Source organism: Halorarum salinum, assembly GCF_013402875.1.
Taxonomy (GTDB): domain Archaea; phylum Halobacteriota; class Halobacteria; order Halobacteriales; family Haloferacaceae; genus Halorarum; species Halorarum salinum.
This window is the reverse complement of the sequence record NZ_CP058579.1, coordinates 393,820-413,795: the sequence shown is the minus strand read 5'-3', so window position 1 is coordinate 413,795 and position 19,976 is coordinate 393,820. Positions and strand designations below refer to the sequence as shown.

The 19,976-nt window shown below is 69.5% G+C and carries 18 protein-coding genes; 10 read left to right on the top strand and 8 right to left on the bottom strand.

Annotated features, from left to right (window positions below; translation table 11 throughout):
• The first annotated feature begins 216 nt into the window (after positions 1-216).
• Complete coding sequence (locus HUG12_RS01905) at positions 217-570, top strand: PadR family transcriptional regulator (protein WP_179267149.1); 354 nt, start codon at positions 217-219, stop codon at positions 568-570.
• Positions 571-676: 106 nt separating this feature from the next.
• Here the strand turns inward: HUG12_RS01905 and HUG12_RS01900 are convergent, their stop codons facing one another.
• Positions 677-1,333 carry a DUF7108 family protein gene (locus tag HUG12_RS01900; protein WP_345776996.1) on the bottom strand — a complete coding sequence of 219 codons (657 nt, stop codon included), beginning with the start codon at positions 1,331-1,333 and terminating at the stop codon, positions 677-679.
• Positions 1,326-1,919 carry a ribonuclease HI gene (gene rnhA, locus HUG12_RS01895; protein WP_179267148.1) on the bottom strand — a complete coding sequence of 198 codons (594 nt, stop codon included), beginning with the start codon at positions 1,917-1,919 and terminating at the stop codon, positions 1,326-1,328. The genes HUG12_RS01900 and rnhA overlap by 8 nt, the downstream gene beginning before the upstream one ends.
• A gap of 113 nt (positions 1,920-2,032) precedes the next feature.
• Between rnhA and HUG12_RS01890 the strand changes: the two genes are divergently transcribed.
• Both HUG12_RS01890 and nreA read left to right on the top strand, forming a co-directional pair.
• Positions 2,033-3,010 carry a transcription initiation factor IIB gene (locus HUG12_RS01890; protein WP_179267147.1) on the top strand — a complete coding sequence of 326 codons (978 nt, stop codon included), beginning with the start codon at positions 2,033-2,035 and terminating at the stop codon, positions 3,008-3,010.
• 299 nt (positions 3,011-3,309) lie between these two features.
• Complete coding sequence (nreA, locus tag HUG12_RS01885) at positions 3,310-4,575, top strand: DNA repair protein NreA (RefSeq protein WP_179267146.1); 1,266 nt, start codon at positions 3,310-3,312, stop codon at positions 4,573-4,575.
• Positions 4,576-4,628: 53 nt separating this feature from the next.
• Here nreA and HUG12_RS01880 read toward each other — a convergent pair whose 3' ends face one another.
• Both HUG12_RS01880 and HUG12_RS01875 read right to left on the bottom strand, forming a co-directional pair.
• Positions 4,629-5,078 (bottom strand): DUF302 domain-containing protein, encoded by a 450-nt coding sequence (locus HUG12_RS01880; protein WP_179267145.1) that lies wholly within the window; start codon positions 5,076-5,078, stop codon positions 4,629-4,631.
• A 60-nt stretch (positions 5,079-5,138) separates the two neighbouring features.
• A complete protein-coding gene (locus HUG12_RS01875) occupies positions 5,139-5,429 on the bottom strand; it encodes a DUF5789 family protein (RefSeq protein WP_179267144.1) in 291 nt (96 codons plus the stop codon).
• Between the two features lie 246 nt (positions 5,430-5,675).
• On the opposite strand from HUG12_RS01875, the gene HUG12_RS01870 reads away from it, so the two are divergent.
• A complete protein-coding gene (locus HUG12_RS01870) occupies positions 5,676-6,788 on the top strand; it encodes a DUF7139 domain-containing protein (protein WP_179267143.1) in 1,113 nt (370 codons plus the stop codon).
• A gap of 19 nt (positions 6,789-6,807) precedes the next feature.
• Here HUG12_RS01870 and HUG12_RS01865 read toward each other — a convergent pair whose 3' ends face one another.
• The 3 genes from HUG12_RS01865 to HUG12_RS01855 all read right to left on the bottom strand — a co-directional run bounded on the left by HUG12_RS01865 (position 6,808) and on the right by HUG12_RS01855 (position 9,590).
• Positions 6,808-7,311 (bottom strand): Mut7-C RNAse domain-containing protein, encoded by a 504-nt coding sequence (locus HUG12_RS01865; protein ID WP_179267142.1) that lies wholly within the window; start codon positions 7,309-7,311, stop codon positions 6,808-6,810.
• Entirely contained in the window at positions 7,311-9,053 is a 1,743-nt protein-coding gene (gene polX / locus HUG12_RS01860; RefSeq protein ID WP_179267141.1) for a DNA polymerase/3'-5' exonuclease PolX, read from the bottom strand. Before polX ends, HUG12_RS01865 begins: the two co-directional genes overlap by 1 nt.
• Before the next feature lie 96 nt (positions 9,054-9,149).
• Positions 9,150-9,590, bottom strand: a complete 441-nt coding sequence (locus HUG12_RS01855) for a DUF5788 family protein (protein ID WP_179267140.1) — start codon at positions 9,588-9,590, stop codon at positions 9,150-9,152.
• Between the two features lie 435 nt (positions 9,591-10,025).
• Here HUG12_RS01855 and HUG12_RS01850 point away from each other — a divergent pair, with 435 nt between their 5' ends.
• From HUG12_RS01850 to HUG12_RS01825, 6 genes are all read left to right on the top strand, one after another.
• Positions 10,026-11,729: an acyl-CoA mutase large subunit family protein gene (locus HUG12_RS01850; protein ID WP_179267139.1), complete on the top strand. Its 1,704-nt coding sequence runs from the start codon at positions 10,026-10,028 to the stop codon at positions 11,727-11,729.
• Positions 11,730-11,833: 104 nt separating this feature from the next.
• Positions 11,834-13,831 (top strand): acetate--CoA ligase, encoded by a 1,998-nt coding sequence (acs, locus tag HUG12_RS01845; RefSeq protein WP_179267138.1) that lies wholly within the window; start codon positions 11,834-11,836, stop codon positions 13,829-13,831.
• 372 nt (positions 13,832-14,203) lie between these two features.
• Positions 14,204-14,641, top strand: a complete 438-nt coding sequence (locus HUG12_RS01840; protein WP_179267137.1) for a DUF4212 domain-containing protein — start codon at positions 14,204-14,206, stop codon at positions 14,639-14,641.
• Positions 14,638-16,314 carry a VC_2705 family sodium/solute symporter gene (locus HUG12_RS01835; RefSeq protein ID WP_179267136.1) on the top strand — a complete coding sequence of 559 codons (1,677 nt, stop codon included), beginning with the start codon at positions 14,638-14,640 and terminating at the stop codon, positions 16,312-16,314. Before HUG12_RS01840 ends, HUG12_RS01835 begins: the two co-directional genes overlap by 4 nt.
• Before the next feature lie 37 nt (positions 16,315-16,351).
• Complete coding sequence (locus tag HUG12_RS01830; RefSeq protein ID WP_179267135.1) at positions 16,352-16,576, top strand: hypothetical protein; 225 nt, start codon at positions 16,352-16,354, stop codon at positions 16,574-16,576.
• A gap of 154 nt (positions 16,577-16,730) precedes the next feature.
• Positions 16,731-18,341 carry a long-chain-fatty-acid--CoA ligase gene (locus HUG12_RS01825; RefSeq protein WP_179267134.1) on the top strand — a complete coding sequence of 537 codons (1,611 nt, stop codon included), beginning with the start codon at positions 16,731-16,733 and terminating at the stop codon, positions 18,339-18,341.
• 722 nt (positions 18,342-19,063) lie between these two features.
• On the opposite strand, the gene HUG12_RS01820 is transcribed toward HUG12_RS01825, so the two are convergent.
• Complete coding sequence (locus tag HUG12_RS01820; RefSeq protein WP_179267133.1) at positions 19,064-19,873, bottom strand: P-loop NTPase; 810 nt, start codon at positions 19,871-19,873, stop codon at positions 19,064-19,066.
• Positions 19,874-19,976: the final 103 nt, after the last annotated feature.

Sequence of the window (19,976 nt, the reverse complement as noted above, 5' to 3'; positions counted from 1 at the left end):
GCGAGGGACGAGGCTCTTTCACCCGGGGAACGCAGGCCGAGGATTTATCCATTCGGCTGTCCGACACTCGCCCGAGGCGCACGCTCGATCCGACGACTTCGGGGGAACGGTCGATCGGAACCGTCGATTAGCGCCGTCTCTCGCCTTCTATCGCCAGAAAACGCCGTCTCGGTTGCCAACTATTAAATAGACAGGTGACATCTCTACCCCTATCGCATGTCAGAGGCACAAACCAAGAGCGACAGTGTGGGCGTCGCTCGCGACCTGACCGCGTTCCAACAGAACATCCTCGTCATCCTCGCCGAGGAGCCGATGTACGGACTCGCGATCAAACGGGAGCTCGAATCGTACTACGACGCCGAGGTGAACCACGGTCGGCTCTACCCGAACCTGGACGACCTGGTCGAGATGGACCTCGTCGAGAAGAGCGAACTCGACAAGCGCACGAACCAGTACGCGCTCACCGAGACGGGCCGCCAGGCGGTCCTCGACCGGATCGACTGGGTGCTCTCCAAGTACGTCACCGGGGAGGACCGCGCGGACGAGGTCCGGGAGCGCATCGACGACTGACGCCCGACCGACGGCCGGTCGGCGAGCCGACGATCACGCGGGGAACGACGACTCGAAGGGGGGCCCGCCCGGGGGGTCGGGCCCACCCCGTTTTTCACCTGCCAAGCTACCGGTCCGTCGATTCGAACACGAACCCGACCGACGACTCGGCGAGGTCCCGCTGTTCGTCCGTCGGCCACGCGTTCCGCGGGAAGTACTCCGCGAGGAACTCCGCGACCTCCTCGTCGGTCGCCTCGTCCATCCGCTTGGCGTAGTGGTTCCCCATGAAGTCGGCGAACGCGCGCGCGTTCGCGCCGTGTGTCTCGCCGTGTTCTGCGGTCACGCGCTCGACGAGCGACGCGTTGTACTCCTCGACCGCCTGCCAGTCGTCCGGGTCACCCGGACCCGAGAGGGGACGTTCGATCGCCCGCGAGGTGTCCTCGATGCGGTCCACGCGAGCGAGGCCGTCCTCGAGCCACTCCTCCGGGTGCAACACGAGGGTGTCGTCCCCCTCGCGGACCCGCGCGGTGAAGTCGTGCTCGGCCAGCCGCCGCTCGCGGTCCGACCGGTAGGCGGCCGCCTCCTCCTCGTCCACGGCCTTTCGGGCCAGGCGGGTGAGTCGTTCGGCCTCCTCGATCAGGTCGGCGGGGAGCTCCTCGTCGCCGTCCGGTTCCGATTCCGCGTCCGCTTCGGGTTCCGCGTCACCTCCCTCGTCAGCCCCCGTCTCCACCCGGTCCCTCCCGTCCGGTTCCACGTCGTCCGGCTCGTCGGTCCGTTCAGGCACCATCGAACGCCTCGTTCGCCAGTTCGTCGGCGCGCTCGTTTATCTCCCGCGGGACGTGTTCGAGGGTCCAGCGGTCGAACCCGTCCAGCAACTCGCGGGCGCGGACCCGCTTCTCGCGGAGCGTCGGCTCGTTCACGTTCCACTCGCCGCGGACCTGCTTCACGATCAACTGGGAGTCGCCCCGCACGTCGACCTCGTCGAGCCCGTAGTCGCGTGCGCCCTCCAGCGCCCGGATCAGCGCGGCGTACTCCGCCCGGTTGTTCGTCGTCTCCCCGATGCGCTCGGAGCCCTCGGCGACGACGCCGTCGCTCGTGACGACGGCCCAGCCGATGGCCGCCGGCCCCGGGTTTCCGCGGGAGGCCCCGTCGAAGTAGACGTGTCCCCGCCCGCCCCCACCACGGAGCAGCGTCGTCAGCCGCGCGGGGTCGCTCCCCTGGACCACGACCTTGTCGTCGTAGGCGACCGCCGTCGCGCCGTCGCGCTCCGCGCGCCACTGCTCGTGGTCGGTGTTGCCCTCGGAAACGACGACCCCGGCGTCCTCCAGTCGCCTCCGGGCGGACTCGGTGTCGCACTCGATGACCGGCATACCTCACGCTGGAACCCCTCGACGCGAAAGCGTTCCGTTCGCGTTCAGTCGGTCGGTTTTCCTCCTACCGGGCCAACGTTGAAGTGTGCAGCGACGGATAGTATAAAAACGCGATGACACGGCCCACCCGCCAGCGGGAGGAACGGGAGCGACGACAGTGGGAGGACCGAGGGGAGTCCGAGTCGGACGAGGGGACGGAGCTCGATCCGGAGGACGTCGACGAGGAGGACCTCGTTCGAACGGCTGACGGGGAGCTGATTCACGAGCCGACGGGGCTCATCGTGGAGGACGACCAGATCGACCGCGGGCCGGAGTGGCGGGCGTTCAACCACTCCGAGCGGCAGTCCAAGTCCCGCGTCGGCGCGCCCGTCACCGAGACGATGCACGACAAGGGCCTCACCACCACCATCGACTGGAAGGACAAGGACGCCTACGGTCGCTCGCTCTCCTCGGAAAAGCGTTCCCAGATGCACCGCCTCCGCAAGTGGCAAGAGCGCATCCGCACCAAAGACGCCGGCGAACGCAACCTCCAGTTCGCCCTCTCGGAAATCGACCGCATGGCCTCCGCGCTCGGCGTGCCCCGCTCGGTGCGCGAAGTCGCCTCGGTCATCTATCGCCGCGCGCTCAAAGAGGACCTCATCCGCGGCCGCTCCATCGAGGGGGTCTCCACGTCCGCGCTGTACGCCGCCTGTCGGAAGGAGGGCATCCCCCGCTCGCTCGAGGAAATCTCCGAGGTCTCGCGGGTCGAACGCAAGGAGATCGGCCGGACGTACCGCTACATCTCCCAGGAACTCGGCCTCGAGATGAAGCCGGTCGACCCCAAGAAGTACGTCCCGCGGTTCAGCTCCGAACTCGAGCTCAGCGAGGAGGTCCAGAACAAGGCCAACGAGATCATCGAGACGACCGCGGAGGAGGGACTGCTGTCGGGGAAGTCGCCGACGGGCTTCGCGGCGGCCGCGATCTACGCCGCCTCGCTCTTGTGTAACGAGAAGAAGACCCAGCGGGAAGTCGCCGACGTCGCCCAGGTGACCGAGGTCACCATCCGCAACCGCTACCAGGAGCAGATCGAGGCGATGGGCATCCACAGTTAGGGCGTCGTCCCAACCCCGGAACCGAACTTTTCGTCCGGAACGCGTCCCGTCGAGCGACGCGTAGCTTCAAGTACGGTGACGGGACCACCGCCCCCGTGACCTGAGCACCGCCGCGCGGCGCTCCGCGGTTGCCTCCGGCCCGACGGGAGCCGGTCCGGACACTCGTGACGCACCGCCGCGCGGCCCCGCCGTCCGCGTCGCCTGCTCGCCCCCGCTCCCGACCCGCCACTCCCACGCTCGGCCCGCGAGCCGCCGCTACGGGGAACGTTCAAGCCCGTTCGGCCGCTAGCCGGCACCGAATGAAGCTGGACGAGTTCGTGGAGTTCGAGGCCAACGAGCGCGCCGAGCGGCGCCGGCTCGCCTCGGAGAAGTCGTACGAACTCCTCGATCACATGGAGTCGTTCCAGCACCGCTTCGAGGAGGCCACGAGCGGCGACTCCGTGTTCGGCTCCGTCTCCCCGTCCATCTTCGTCGGTCGCTCGAACTACCCGAAGGTCTCGACGGGCATCCTCTCGCCGGTCGGCCACGAGGCCGACGCGGCCAGCTTCGAGACGAACGCCGGCTGGTACGACGAGCGCGTCTCCATCTCGGACGTCTTCGAGCGGCGCACCTCGCTGCTCAACTCCAACAGGGCGGCCGACGTGACGAACGTCCACGACGCGTGGAACGGCTTCCTCGGCACCCAGCGCGAGGTCGCCATCGCCGACCGCCCCGTGGACGTGGAGATCGGACTCGACGACGGCCCGGACCTGGACTTCGACGTCTCGGAGGCCGACATCGCCACGCCCACCGGCCCGCGTGCACGCGCCGAGTCGGCCGAACTCACCGAGAACCCGCACGTCCCCCGCCCGGTGAAGAAGACGCTGGAGGATGACGACTGGAACGCCGAGGGCGCGATGACCTACCTCTACCGCCGCGGGCTGGACGTGTACGACATCAACACCGTGCTCTCGGCGGGCGCGCTGGGGCGCGGGGAGGACCGCCGACTCGTCCCGACCCGGTGGTCCATCACCGCCGTCGACGACACCGTCGGCAAGTACCTCCGGGGGACCGTCCGCGACGCGCCGAGCGTCGACTCGGTCCAGGTGTGGCGCAACGAGTACCTCGGGAACGCCTTCTGGGTCGTGCTCGCCCCGGGCGACTGGGAGTACGAACTGGTCGAGATGAAGGCGCCGGGGAGCATCTGGAACCCGGACCCGGCGACCGGGACGGCGATGTCGAGCGCCCACGAGAACCGCGACGGGCGGACCGGCTACGTCGAGGAGACCGCCGGCGCCTACTACGCCGCGCGGTTCGGCGTACTCGAACACCTCTCGGCCGAGGGTCGACAGGCGAAGGTGCTCGTCCTCCGGCACGTCTCGGACGACTACTGGGGCCCGGTCGGCGTCTGGCAGATCCGCGAGGCGGTCCGGAACGCGTTCGAGGGCGAACACGGGGAGGCTGAGACGTTCGAGGCCGCGGTCCGCTCGGTGGTCGACCACCTCCCCGTGTCGCTCGGGCGCCTCCGGTCGAAGTCCACGATGGTCGCCGGACTCCAGTCGAGCCTCGCGGACTTCGGGGTGTAGAAGCCATCCCCGTCGACGTCCGTGCCGCCGGGGGTCCCGGCGCGTGAGGCCGATCAGACCGTGTCCAGATCGTCGTACGCGGCGTCGACCATCTCGCCCGTCTCGGCGACGATGTCGTCGATCGCCTCGCGGTCCGCGTCGAGACCGAGCAGTCGCGCGATTCGCATGATGCTCACGTGGTACACCGTCTGGACGCCCGGGTCCTCCTCCCAGACGACGACGTTACACGGGAACAGTGCGCCGATCCGGCTCCCCGTCGCGTCGAGCGCCCGGTCGGCCATCCCCGGGTTGCACGCGCCCAGCACGTAGTACGGGTCGCGGCCGGCGTCGACCTTCTCGTTCAGCAACTCGGACGGCGAGAACTCGACCGGGACGCCGAAGCCGTTCGCCAGGAACGTCTCGCGGACGTGTTCGACGGCGGCCTCGTGGTCCATCTCCAGGGTCGCGCGCTTCTCGCCGACGTCGCCGGCGGACACCGCCTCGGGATCGAACGGGAGCGTCATGTGCGGAGGTTCGCCCGAGCGCGGGAAAAGGTTACTCGCGTGCCCGGGGTCGTCGGCCGGTCACTCGGCGGTCTCGACCGGGCCGCGTCCGACGACGTCCTCGACGGCGGCGACGAACGTCTGCCTCCGGTCGAAGTACGTCACGTCCACCGCATCGAGCACCTCGTCCAGTTCGCACGGACCGTCCGGCGTTCGGATCACCGCGTCGCCCTCCTTCTCGACGATTCGGGACTTCTCCTGGGGCCAGGTGAGTCGCGAGGCGACCCGCGCGACGGGGGCGCCCTCGACCGCCGGCCCCTCGCCGAGTTCGACGGCGGGCTCCTCCGCTTCCTCGGATTCGTCGTCGGCCATGGACGGAGGTTCGAAAGCGCCGGGTGTAATCCTTTCCGTTCGCGGCGTTTCGGGGAGTCGCCCGCCGGCCCGCCGCCGTCGAGGCGGTCGTCGCCGAACGGTGAGGAACCGGACGCCCGACCGCGGCGGATCGCGGCCACCCCGTTGGGGAGTCGAATCCGAGCCCGCGGCTCCGCCTCCCCGTCACGCCCGTCGAACGACCACGTCTGACATACTGTTTTGTGTGATGGTCTCATAGCCGGGGGCATGACCAGTCTTTCGGAGGTGTACGAGGGGCAGGTTGGCGAGTACGCCAGCCTCCGTCGGCTGTACCTCGGGGTGGGGCTGTTTCTCCTCGGCGCGCTGCTGGTCGTCTGTGGCATCGCCGTCGCCACGACCGAGTCCTCGATAAGCGCGCTCGGCCTCACCGACGCCCGACAGTACGGCGGCGTGCTCGGGGGACTCGGCGTTCCCGCGGTGTTTCTCGGCATCTTCACCGTCCTCCCGGCCGGTCGACGCACCCGGGCGGCCGCCATCGTCGGCGCGGGCGTCGCGTTGCTCGGCGTCGCGCTGTTCGCCCACGCGTACCCGTGCCAGTGGTCGGGATCGAACTGCGGCGAGGGACTGGTCAACCTCACGCTCCCGACGTCGGGCGTCTACTTCCTCGGCATCATGACGACCTTCTGGTGTCTGTTCGTCGGCGTGGCGAACTTCAAGTCCCGCAACGACCCCGGCGGAACGGTTCGACTGCAGGTCACCCGCCAGGGCGAGACGGAGATCATCGAGGTCCCCCGCTCGCAGGTCACCGAGGTCGACGGTGCGAAGGGCGCGATGGGTCGAATGGGAGGGATCGGCTTCATGGGGAACACCCCGGACGGCGACGTCGAAACGCAGACGAACCGCCGCGGCGACCTGGCGACCTCCGCCCCGGACTCGCCCGCGTCCGAGCCCACCCGACGCGGTTCCGGGCGGCGCGACTCGACGAGTCAGGGTCCTGCGAGTCGTGATTCGCCCGGACGTGATTCGTCCGGGCGCGACTCAGCGAGCCGCGAGTCCTCCGGGGGCGATTCACCCGCCAGCGACGGCGGCGCGTCGACGCAGGACATCCAGCCGCTCCGGGACCGACCGGGCGGAGCGTCGACCGCCTCCGCGTCCTCGCCCGCCGCGGGTTCCCCGTCGGATCAGTCGACCCAGTCGGCCCCGTCGACGGGCGATACCGACGCGGCAGGCGACCGGCCGAAGAACGCGGGCGACGCCTACTGCGGCTCCTGCACCCACTTCCAGTACGTCAGGACCGAGAACGGGATGCAGCCGTACTGCGGGCTCCACGACGACCTGATGGACGACATGGACGCCTGCGAGGAGTGGAACCCCCGGTAACCCCCGGATCCCGAGGCGGCTACAGACGCGCGAGCGTGTCGCGAACGTCGTCCCAGTGGCTCCCCTTCCAGAAGTGCTGCCCGCAGTCCCGACAGCGCCACGTCGGCCCGTCGGCGGGTGCGTTCGACGGCCGCGGCTCCGAATCGTCGAGCCACGCCAGCGGGCCGTTGCAGGTTCCACAGCGCGTCGGTCGGTCGGGCAGCGAGAGGTCCAGGCCGGCGGCGCGCAGTTCGCGGAGCTGGTCGGTCACTTCGCGCGACTCCAGCAGCAGCGCGCCGTCGGTTCGGTCCGCGAGCGACGCGTCGCGCGTGAGCAGCCGGCGCCCCTCCGCGGCCGCCAGCCCGCGGAGCCGGTCGTCGTCCTCGATTCCACGGTCGAGCGCGTAGGCGGCGTCGTAGCCGCACATCCTGAGGTACGTCGCCAGCGTGCCGAGCATGGCGTCCAGGAGGAGGCGGTCGCGTTCGTCCGTACCGTCCGGCCCGGCGTCACCGTTTCCGCTCCCGTCGGCTCCGTCGGGGGTCATCAGTCGTCGAGGAACTCGCGGAGCCCCTCGGCGTCCCGCGCGTTCACCACGTCGGCGGTCTCTGCCCAGCCACGCCGGGCGGTGTGGACGCCGTAGCGCACGTACTCGAACTCCGAGGGCGAGTGGGCGTCGGTGTCGACGGCGATCGGGGCGCCGGCGTCGACCGCCGCGCGGACGGCGTCGCCGTTGGCGTCCAGCCGTGCCGGGTTGGCGTTCACCTCGATGGCGGTCCCGGCGGCGGCGGCCGCCTCGGCGAGCCGCTCGAAGTCCACGTCGAGGCCCGCGCGCCGGTTGATGAGCCGTCCCGTTGGGTGGCCGAGCACGTCGACGTGCGGGTGTTCGACGGCGCGGACGAGCCGGTCGGTCGCCTCCCCTTGGTCGAGCGCGGCGTGTGGGGACGCGATCACGACGTCCAGTTCAGCGAGCAGGTCGTCGCTGGTGGTCACGTCGCCGTCGGCGTCGACGTTCGCCTCGACGCCGTGGAACACCGGGATCGCGGCCTCCTCGCGGACGCGCTCGACCGCCTCGGCCTGCTCGCGCACCTCCTCGTCGGTGAGCCCCGCGTCGCCGAACACGCCCGGCCCCACGGCGTGGTCGGTGACGCAGTGGTAATCGTAGCCCCGCTCGGCCGCTGCGGCGACCATCTCCTCGACGGTGTAGCCCCCGTCGGACCAGTCGGTGTGGGTGTGCAGGTCGCCGCGGACGTCCTCGTGTTCGAGCAGGTCGGGGAGGTCGCCGTCGAGGGCCGCCTGGACCTCGCCCGTGTCACACCGGATCTCGGGGGCGAACACCGGCAGGCCGAGCGGCTCGTACATCTCCGCCTCGGTCGCGCCGCCGAGGCGCTCGCCCGCACGCTGGTCGGCGTCCGGGTCCGCGACGTCGGAGACGTCGAAGATGCCGTACTCGTTCATCTTCAGCCCGCGGTCGATCGCGAGGTTGCGGACCCGGAGGTTGTGCGCCTTCGACCCGGTGAAGTACTGGAGGGCGGCGCCGAACTCGTCGGGGACGACCGCCCGGAGGTCGACCCGGACGTCGTTCGCGCGGACGCTGGCCTTCTGCTCGCCTGCCTCGATGACCGCGTCCGCGAGCGGCCAGTCCGTGAACGCGTCGACGACCGCCGGCCCCGTCTCGGTCGCGGCGAGCACGTCCACGTCGCCGATGGTGTCCTTCCACCGGCGGATGGAGCCGGCGACCTCGACCGCCTCGACCCCCTCGATCTCGTGGAGGTACGCCAGCACGTCGTCGGCGATCGGGCGGGCGTCGCCCAGGCGCTGGCGCTCCCCCGCCTGCCGGGCGAAGGCGACGTTCTCGAGGACGTTCTCCTCGGTCTTCGGGCCGAACCCCTTCACCTCCCGGATGCGTCCGGCCTCGGCTGCCTCCTCGAGTTCCTCGAGCGTGGTCACGCCGAGTTCCTCGTACAGCGTGCCGACCGTCTTCGGGCCGACGCCCTCGACGCGCGTCAGGGCGACCATGTCGACCGGGAGTTCGGCGCGGAGCTCCGCCAGCTCCTCGATCTCGCCGGTTTCGAAGTACTCCACGACCTTGCTCGCGATGGCGTCGCCCACCTGGTCGATCTCGGCGACCGCCTCCTCCCCCTCGGCGGCCATGTCCTCGATCGCACGGGGGTGGTCGCGGACGTTCTCGGCGGCCCGCCGGTAGGCGTTCGGCTTGTAGGAGACGTCCCGGGCCTCCAGCAGGTCCGCGAACTCCTCCAGCAGCGCGGCGACCTCTGCGTTCCTCATCGTCCGTGCTCTCGCGGGGACGGAACTTAGAACGACGGGCCGGGCGGGACCGACTCGCGAGCGGGAACGTGGACGAGCGAGGGCGGCGGTCCGGGGCTACCGTCCGCCCCGACGGCCGCTCGACTCGTCGTGCCCGAGCGCCTTCTTCAGGAAGCTCATCCACCGCTTGCGGTCCATCGCCTCCTGGCGCTCGGCCTCGGACTCGAGGTCGGGCGGCCGGAGCTGTTCGAGCGCCTCCAGCGCCCGGTCGATGCCGATGATGCTGGCGGCGAGTTCCTCGCCGGTCGCGAAGTCCACCTCGTCCTCCTCGATGCGCTCGAGCCGCTCGATGCGCTCGCGGCGGAGGTTCCGCTTCGCCCGCTCGACGCGGTCGCGCTCGCCCTCGGGGACGGTGTCGCGCCGTTTGATCTCGAAGACGAACTCGCGGAGGTCGATCGGCTCGCCCTGGACGTCGATCCGATCGGGGATGTCCACGCCGATGGTGGCGCTCTCGCGGTTGATCCGCTCGAGGAGCTGTTTTCGTTCGTAGGGCTGCACTTCTGGGTGGGCGTTGGGGGGTGAGGGGCTTTTGTGTGTCGTTGCTTCTTCGTCGTCGGTTGATGGGTTGGTTTGGCCATCCGGGTGACGGCTGTTTTTGATTCGGCTTTCGTGGTGACGGCTGCCTCGAGAGCCCCCGCGGAGGTCTCGGGTCGGTGCGGCCGCTGCGCTCCTCGCGCCCTCACCCTGTTCGGGCGCTGCGGTGCTTGCCAGTCGCGCCGTCGCCGACAGCCGCGGGGGCTTTCTGGACGTGTTCGGCGACGCACTAACTGAACCGGAAAGCGATAGCTGCGGGGGTTTCGCGGTCTGCACTCCGACACTACCAGAGGGGAGTCTGCCCGACCACCTACGACCCGAGTACCCATCCGGAAACCGATCACCGAGAACTCCGGACCACCCGAATCCTTAATGACCGTTCCGGCAATTAGTGCGTCCATGTACGACGAGGAGGACCTCGCGGCGATACGCGAGGCCCGCGAGGAGTGGGAGGCCGAGACCCGGGACCCGGCCGTCGACGCCCACGGCGAGCGCAAGGAGCGGTTCGCGACCGTCTCGAACCTGGAGATCGAGGACCTCTACACCCCCGAGGACGTCGCCGACCTCGACTACGGGGAGGACCTCGGCTTCCCCGGCGAGGAGCCGTACACCCGCGGCCCGTACCCGACGATGTACCGCGGGCGCACCTGGACGATGCGCCAGTTCGCCGGCTTCGGCACCGCGGAGGAGACGAACGAGCGCTTCCACTACCTCATCGAGAACGGCCAGACAGGGCTCTCGACGGCGTTCGACATGCCGAGCCTGATGGGCAAGGACTCGGACGACCCGCTCTCGGACGGAGAGGTCGGCAAGGAGGGGGTGGCCGTGGACACCCTCCGCGACATGGAGATCCTCTTCGACGGCATCGACGTCGGCGAGGTGTCCACCTCGTTCACCATCAACCCCAGCGCGCCCGTCATCTTCGCGATGTACGTCGCGCTCGCGGACCGGCAGGGAGTCCCACGCGAACGGCTCCGGGGCACCTTCCAGAACGACATGCTGAAGGAGTTCATCGCCCAGAAGGAGTGGGTCATCCCCCCGGAGCCCTCACTCGATCTCGTCACCGACACCGTCGAGTTCGCGATTCGTGAGACGCCGGGCATCTACCCCATCTCCGTCTCGGGCTACCACATCCGCGAGGCCGGATCGACCGCGATCCAGGAGCTCGCCTTCACCCTCGCGGACGGCTTCGCCTACGTCGAGGACGCCGAGGAGCGCGGGCTGGGCGTCGACGAGGTCGCCCCGCAGCTCTCCTTCTTCTTCAACTCGCACAACTCCATCTTCGAGGAGGTGGCGAAGTTCCGCGCGGCCCGCCGCGTCTACGCGAACGTGATGGACGAGTGGTACGGCGCCGAGGCCGACGAGGCGAAGCGCCTGAAGTTCCACACCCAGACCGCCGGGCAGTCGCTCACGGCCCAGCAGCCGCTCAACAACATCGTCCGCGTGACGATCCAGGCGCTGGCGGGCGTGCTCGGCGGCACCCAGAGCCTCCACACCAACTCCTTCGACGAGGCGCTCGCGCTCCCCGGGGAGGAGGCGGTCCGCGTCGCCCTGCGCACCCAGCAGATCATCGCCGAGGAGTCCGGCGCGGCCGACAGCGTGGATCCGCTCGCGGGTTCGTTCATGGTCGAGAGCCTGACCGACGAGGTCGAGGAGAAGACGATGGCGTACCTCGAGGAGATCCGGGGGATGGGCGACGGCTCCGTCCGCGACGGCGTGCTCGAGGGCATCGAGCAGGGCTTCTTCCACCGCGAGATCCAGGAGGCGTCCTACGAGTACCAGGAGCGCGTCGAGGAGGGCGAGGAGGTCGTCGTCGGCGTGAACAAGTACGCCGTCGACGAGGACCCCGACACGGACCTGCTCCACGTCGACGAGGAGACCCAGGAGCGCCAGCTCGACAGGCTGGCGGAGGTGAAGGCCGAGCGCGACGACGCGGCCGTGGAGGCGGCGCTCGCCGACCTGGACGGAGCCATCGAGGACGGCGAGAACGTGATGCCCGTCCTCGTCGAGGCCGTGAAGACGTACGCCACGATGGGCGAGATCATGGACGTGTTCGAACGCCACTACGGCGCCTACCGCGAGAAGATCGGGCTGGCCTCGTAGCCGGGCGCGCCGTCGTTTCAGTTCCGAGAGGCTCCGCCAGCGAGCGAACGCACCCGCGCCGTGGGGTAGGTTTTATCACGGTCTATTCCCACCTTTCAATGAGTATGTCAGACGATGACGTGCAACTGGAGGCCCGGCTCGAGGAGCAGGAGGAGTTCGAGCCGCCGGCGGAGTTCGTCGAACAGGCGAACGTCTCCGACGCTGGCATTTACGACGAGTTCGAGGAGAACTGGCCGGAGTGCTGGGAGGGAGCGGCCGGGATGCTCGACTGGGACGAGGGGTACGATCAGGTGCTCGACGACTCGAACCCGCCGTTCTACGAGTGGTTCACCGGCGGGTCGCTGAACGCCTCGGCGAACTGTCTCGACCGGCACCTCGAGGAGCGGGGCGAGGAGGTCGCCATCGAGTGGATCGGCGAGCCGACCGACGAGGACGACCGGACGTTCACCTACGAGGAGCTCCACCGCGAGGTGAACGAGTTCGCGGCGGCGCTGCGGGAGCGGGGCGTCGGCGAGGACGACGTCGTGACGATGTACATGCCGATGGTGCCCGAACTGCCCGTCGCCATGCTGGCGTGCGCCCGCATCGGCGCGCCCCACTCGGTGGTCTTCGCCGGCTTCTCGGCGGAGGCGCTCGCCACCCGGATGGACTCGGCGGACTCGGAGTACCTCGTCACCTGCGACGGCTACTACCGCCGGGGCGACCCGCTCGACCACCTCGACAAGGCCAACGAGGGGCTCTCGATGGTCGAGGGCGACGTCTCGGACGTGGTGGTCGTCGACCGACTCGGCCCGAACGGCGACGACTTCGGCCACGACCTGGCCGGGAACCAGCACGACTACGACGCGCTCGTCGAGGAGCAGTCCGGCGCGACCGTCGACCCGGTGGGACGGGACGCCGAGGACATGCTGTTCCTCATGTACACCTCGGGCACCACGGGCCAGCCGAAGGGCGTCAAGCACACCACCGCCGGCTACCTCGCGTGGGCCGCCTGGACCTCCCACGCAGTGCTCGACGTGAAGCCGGATGACACGTACTTCTGTGCGGCCGACATCGGCTGGATCACCGGCCACTCGTACATCGTGTACGGGCCGCTCGCGCTCGGCACGACCTCCGTGATGTACGAGGGCACCCCCGACTACCCCGAGCGCGACCGCCTCTGGGAGATCATCGAGGAGTACGGGGTGAACCAGCTCTACACCGCGCCGACCGCCATCCGCGCGTTCATGAAGTGGGGCTCCCAGTTCCCCGAGCGGCACGACCTCTCCAGCCTCCGCCTGCTGGGCACCGTCGGCGAGCCCATCAACCCGCGCGCGTGGAAGTGGTACTACAAGCACATCGGCGACGAGTCCTGCCCCGTCGTCGACACCTGGTGGCAGACCGAGACCGGCGGCATGATGGTCACCACCCTGCCGGGCGTGAAGAACATGAAGCCCGGCTCCGCGGGGCCGCCGCTGCCGGGCATCGACGCGCGGATCGTCGACACGAACGGCGAGGAGGTGGAGGCCGGCCGCGCGGGCTACCTCACGGTCAACAAGCCCTGGCCCGGGATGCTCCGGACGCTGTACAACAACGACGAGCGCTTCATCGAGGAGTACTGGAAGGAGTACTCCGACGTCGACTCGGACGACCCCGACGACTGGGTGTACTTCCCCGAGGACGGCGCCAAGATCGACGACGACGGCTACATCACCGTGCTCGGCCGGGTCGACGACGTGATCAACGTCTCCGGGCACCGCCTGGGGACGATGGAGATCGAGTCGGCCATCGTCGGCGTCGAGGGCGTCGCCGAGGCCGCGGTCGTCGGCGGCAACCACCCCGTGAAGGGCGAGGCCGTCTACGCCTACGTCATCCTCGAGGACGGCTACGAGGGCTCCGAGGAGATGAGCGACCGCATCGTCGAGGGCGTCGAGGACGCCATTGGCCCCATCGCGCGGCCCGAGGACGTCGTCTTCACGCCCGAACTCCCGAAGACCCGCTCCGGGAAGATCATGCGCCGCCTGCTGGAGGACATCGCCAACGAGGACGAACTGGGCGACACCTCGACGCTGCGGAACCCGGACGTGGTGGAGGACATCCGGGTGAAGGTCCAGGAGGAGTAGGCGACCCGGTCGATATTCTTCGGCGGTTCGCTCGGCGTCCCTGCGCCCGGTGGACGTCGAAAGGGAGACGATCGAGGGTGCGCGATCCGACGCCGAGCGGGAATCGCGCCACGGGCGAGGAGGGGTTTCGGGACGGACGTCCGTGTGAAGGTAGGGAGGCGTGGACGGCCGACGCGGGGTCGGACTCCCCGTCGGCCCGGGTCAGACCCGTCGAACTCCCGTCCGTGAACTCGACTCCGGCGAACGGCCACCCGTCGGGGAAGCGTCGTCGAGGGATGGGTTTCGTCCCGACGGCTTCGTTCGAACACGTTCGAGTTACTACAGATTCGACGGCCGGAGAAATTATAATGAACGATCCCGATTTTCCATCGGATGGTCGACGGAGAGGGGGGAGACGCCTCGACCGAAACCGACGGAGGAACCGTTACAGGGGCCGCCCGGAACCACCGCGACACGAACTACCTCGAACGCGAGGTGAACCTTCTGAACCCTAGCACGCCGTTCATGCGGGACCACCTCCGCGTGGTCTGGACCGGCTTCGTCGCCTGGGCGCTCGTCGTCTTCGGCCCGGTGACGCTGACGTTCGTCGCGCCCGGCCCCATGACCGCCAGGATGCCGGTGCTCGGCTTCCCGCTGCACTACTTCCTGGTCGCGATCGGGGCGCCCGGCGGCGCGCTGGTGCTGTCGTTCTGGTACGCGCGAAAGCGTGACCGGCTCGACGAGAAGTACGGCATCGAACACGGACGGGGTCCCGGGACGGCGGCCGGCGACGGGAGCGCGGTCGCCGCGGACGGGGGCGCCGACGAATGACCGCAGGCGCGTTCCTCCAGAGCGGCCTCCTTCCGGAGGGGCTGAACGTCTCGTTCAAGCTCGCACCGGCCGTCCTGGTCGTCGCGATGCTGGCCCTGTTCCTGGGCATCGGATACGCGTTCCGCGTGGCCGACACCGAGGAGATGTGGGTCGCCGGCCGGTCCATCGGGAACGTCGAGAACGGAATGGCCATCGGCGCCAACTGGATGTCGGCCGCCTCGTACCTGGGGATGGCGGCGCTCATCGCGCTGTCGGGGTTCTACGGCCTCGCGTTCGTCGTCGGCTGGTCGGCGGGCTACTTCATCCTCCTCATCTTCCTGGCCGCGCAGATGCGCCGGTTCGGGAAGTACACGGCCCCCGACTTCGTCGGCGACCGCTTCAACTCCGACGCCGCCCGCGCCATCGCGGCGGTCACGACGTTCCTTATCGGGTTCGTCTACGCCATCGGGCAGGCGCGCGGCATGGGACTGGTCGGGCTCTACATCTTCGGCGACGTCGGCATTCCCGGGCTGAGCGGCTACCAGTCGATGGTCGTCCTGATGATGGCGATCACGGTCGGCTACCTGACCCTCTCGGGGATGATGGGGGCGACGAAGAACATGGCGGTCCAGTACGTCATCCTCATCGTCGCGTTCCTCGTCGGCCTGTACGCGGTCGGCCTCTCGCAGGGCTACTCGACGGCCCTGCCCCAGATCGAGTACGGCGCGATGATCGGCTCGCTCAGCTCGGAGTTCAGCGAGCCGTTCGTCAACGAGAGCTACTACCTCTGGATCGCGACGGCGTTCTCGCTGGTCGTCGGGACCTGCGGGCTGCCACACGTGCTCGTCCGGTTCTACACGGTCGAGAACGAGCGGACCGCCCGCTGGTCGACCGTCTGGGGGCTGTTCTTCATCTGCCTGCTGTACCTCTCGGCGCCGGCGTTCGCGGCGTTCGGGACCGACCTGTACTCGCGGAACATCGGCGCGGTGTACGGCGACCCAGGCATGACCTCCGCCGCGGGCGACGTCATCGTCGTGCTGGCGACCCAGCTGGCGGAGTTGCCCGAGTGGTTCGTCGGACTCGTCGCGGCCGGGGGCATCGCCGCGGCGATCGCGACGGTGTCGGGCCTGTTCATCGCCGGCTCCTCGGCCATCTCCCACGACATCTACGCGAACATCGTGAACGAGGACGCGAGCCAGCGCCGGCAGGTGCTGGTCGGACGAGCGAGCATCGTCGCGCTCGGCGTCGTCACGACGCTCGCGGCGCTCGACCCCGCGGCGCCGATCGCCGCGCTGGTCTCGTACGCGTTCTCGCTGGCCGGCGCGGTCCTGTTCCCGATGTTCTTCCTCGGGCTCTGGTGGGAGAACACGAACCGGCAGGGCGCGCTGGCGGGGATGACGACCGGCCTGATCGTCTGGACCGTCCCGATGATAAACGAGGTGCTGCCGACGTACGTCGGCTCCGGCGAGCCCTACTCGGCGACGCTGGCGGCGGCGGTGCCCGCGATCGGGTCGGCGTTGATCGCCGTCCCGGTCGTGTTCGCCGTCACCATCGGGGTCTCGCTGGTGACGGATGAACCCGACATGGAGACCAAGCGCCTGGTGCGGCAGTGTCACAGCCCCGAGCCGATGACGAGGATGCAGTCCGCCGAGGACGTCGCGGCGACCGACGGCGGCGAACCGGGGGACGACTGACAGTGTCCGAGCGCGCCGCCGCGCGTCCCCGCCGCCGATGAGCCGGCTCGAGGCGATCGGCGACCACGTCCGGGAGAACCGCTCGGGCATGTTCGTCGACCTCGTGTTCGCCATGACGTGGGTGACGGCCGTCTCGCTCGTCTTCGAGTGGCTCCAGGGGCCACGATGGGCCTACTACCTCGCGATGTTCGGCGGCGTCCTCGCCTACTACGGCTTCTTCTGGTCGCTGGACGCCGCGAGGGAGGCGCGGGGCGCGAGCTGAGTTCCCCGCCGACGCACCTCCGCGGGCCAGCCACCGGCCCGTTCGCGGGGCGGACGCGTCCGCTGAAAGTGCCCTCGACCTTTTCCTCGCTTCACGTCACCCGTTACCAACCCCACAACGATTATCACGAACGTCCCGGAAGTTCCGGGCGAGCATGGAGAAACCGCTGCTAGTGACGGACTTTCTCGACCGCGCCCGCCGGAACTACGGGGACCGGGAGGCGGTCCTCGCCGTCGACGGGACGCGATACACGTACGACGAACTCGGCGAGCGGGCGGACGGCTTCGCCGCCGCGCTGCAGGAGCGCGGCGTCGGGAAGGGCGACCGAGTCGCCGTCCTCGACCCGAACACGCACTACCACCTCGAGGCCGCCTACGGGAGCTTCCAGGCCGGCGCGGTCCACACGCCCCTGAACTACCGGCTCGTGGAGTCGGACTTCGAGTACATCCTGAACGACGCCGGGGTGACGGCCATCTACGCCGACGCCGAGTACGCCGACCGCATCGAGGCCGTCCGCGACAGCGTTCCGACCGAGACGTTCATCACGAACGACGCCGACGCCGTCGAGGGTGACTGGGAGGCGTTCGACGAGGTCCTCGCGGACGCGGGCGGGTACGAGCGCCCGGTGATGAGCGAGGACGAGGTGATCACCATCAACTACACCTCCGGGACGACGGGCGACCCGAAGGGCGTCTGCCGGACCCACCGAACCGAGACGCTCCACGCCTACACCATCGCGGTCCACCAGGAGCTGCGCGACGACGATACCTACCTCTGGACGCTGCCGATGTTCCACGTGAACGGCTGGGGCCACCTCTACGCGGTCACGGGGATGGGCGCCAGACACGTCTGCACCCGCGGGGTCGACGCCGCCGAGGCGTTCGACCGCCTCCGGAACGAGGACGTGACGTACTTCTGTGCGGCGCCGACGGTGCTCAAGATGCTCGGGGACCACCACGACGAACACGGCGGCGCCGTCGACGCCGGGCAGGACGTCCGGGTCGCCACCGCGGGCGCGGCCCCGCCGGAGGCGACCGTCCGGACGATCGAGGACGAGTTCGGCTGGTACCTCAAGCACGTGTACGGCGCCACCGAGACCGGCCCGCTCATCACCACCTCGGACGCCCGGCGCTACTTCGAGGACGACTCGGACGACCGCTTCGCGGTGAAGAAGACGCAGGGCTTCGGCTACCTCGGCACGGAGATCCGCGTCGTCGACGAGGACGGCGAGGACGTGGCCGAGGACGGCGAGACGGTCGGCGAGATCGTCGTTCGCGGCAACCAGGTGATGGACGGCTACTGGGAGAAGCCCGAGGCCACCGAGGAGGCGTTCGACGACCGCGTGGAGGGGTACTACCACATGGGCGACCTCGCGGTCGTCGACGACCGCGGCATGATCACCATCCAGGACCGCAAGAAGGACATCATCATCTCGGGCGGGGAGAACATCTCCTCGATCGAACTGGAGGACGCGCTGTTCTCCCACGACGCGGTCGGCGACGTCGCGGTCATCCCGGTGCCGAGCGAGGAGTGGGGCGAGACGCCCAAGGCGTTCGTCGTCCCCGCGAACGGCGACCTGGCGGACCCGGGCACGAGCGAGGGCGAGTTGCTGGCGTTCTGTCGGGGGCGGCTCGCGTCGTTCAAGGTCCCGAAGCACGTCGAGTTCGTGAAGCAGTTGCCCAAGACGGCGACCGGGAAGATCCAGAAGTACGAGCTTCGGCAGCAGGAGTGGGAGGGCGAGGATCGGATGGTCGGTGAGGGGTGAGTCCGATTCGGTGAGCTTCGAGTTCTGACGGGTCCTTCTCTTCGCCGGCGGGATTTTGCCGTGACGACTGCCTCGTCCTGTCGACTGTGGCAATCGGCCGGCTTTGTCGTGGTTGGTTCGGTCGTCGTCGAACAGTTCCAGACAGCCCCCGTGGTTGCCAGTTTCGATGCGGGTGGCTTCGTCGTGTCGTAGTTCTCGAAAGCCCCCGCGGGGCTCGAGTCGGTGCGGCCGCTGTCGTTCGAGGGACGCAAAGCGTCCCTCGTGATGCGGTGAGAACTCGAAGAGTTCTCACTGCTGACCAGACGCCTTCGGCGTCTCGAACCATGGTACAGTCGGTGCGGTGGCGCGTGCCGGCTGGCCTCCGTGCCAGCCGGATGCGCGCGAGGGATGAGCGACCGAAGGGAACGAATCGGCTGGGGAGGCTGTGGTGCGGTGTGGGTGGGACTGAAAGGGGCCGGCGTTCTCGGCGAATCCCGGTCCCTCAAGCACCGCAGGAACGAGGCCGAAGGCCGAGTGACGAGGAGCGCAGAGCGGGCCGCGGGAGCCGAGAACGCCGGGGGCTTTCCAGACGTTCTGAAGGGACTTGGACTCGATCCCTAGCCGAGAATTGCGGGGACTTTCGGGAACTACTCCCCGGCATCCGGATGGGCTCCGGGATCGAGACCCAGCGAGAAAATCGCCGTAATTTGTCCGACACCAGCCGTCTCGCAAAACGATCCGAATCACCGAAACACGTCCCCCGCAGTCCCGCCGTCCGCGCTCGCGCCGCTCCCGAACCGGAACCCGCTCGAGCCGCCGCCGACGGTCATGCCGAGCATGTCCGGGCGGCGCCGCAGCGCGTCCGCCACGCCGCGGTAGGCCATCGCGGCGTCGCTGTCGGGCGCGTACGCGACCGCCGGCTGGCCGGCGTCCTGGGACTCGGGGATGGCCTCGTCGTGGGGGACGTGCCCGAGCAGGTCCGTGTCGAGGAACCGGGCGATGCGCCGCGCGGGGGGCGAGCGCCCGGTGCCGGACTTCGTGAGCACGACGCCGCCCACCGGCGCGCCCGCGCGCTCGGCGACGGTCATCGTCTTGTCCGCGTCCCGCACCGAGGCGACCCGGGGCGTCGAGACGAGCACCGAGGCGTCCGCGAGCTTCGTCGGCACGACCGTCTCGCGGCTGACCCCGGCGCCGGTGTCGACGACGACGGCGTCGTAGCGCGCCTTCAGCGCGTCGAGCGCGCCGGGGAAGCGGTCGAGGTCCGCGCTCACGAAGCCGTCCAGTTCCGTCCCGCTCGGCACCACGTCGAACCCCCCCGCCGCGGGGTAGGTGGCCTCGTCGACCCCCGCGCCGCCCGCGAGCACGTCGTGGAACGTGCGTCCGCTCTCGACGTCCACGTCGAGGAAGTCGACGGCGTTCGCCATCGCCAGGTCCGCCTCCACGACCGCCACCGCGCGCCCGTCCTCCGCGAGCGCGGCCGCGAGGTTGAGGCTCGTCGTCGTCTTCCCGACGCCGCCCTTCGCGCCGACGACGGCGAGCACCCGTCCGTCCATACCGTCGACGGCGGACCGCCCCGGCTTAATCACGACGCTCCGAGTATCGAACGTGATACGACCGAACGCTCCGCGGCCCCGGCGGTCCCCTCCGCCGGCGGCC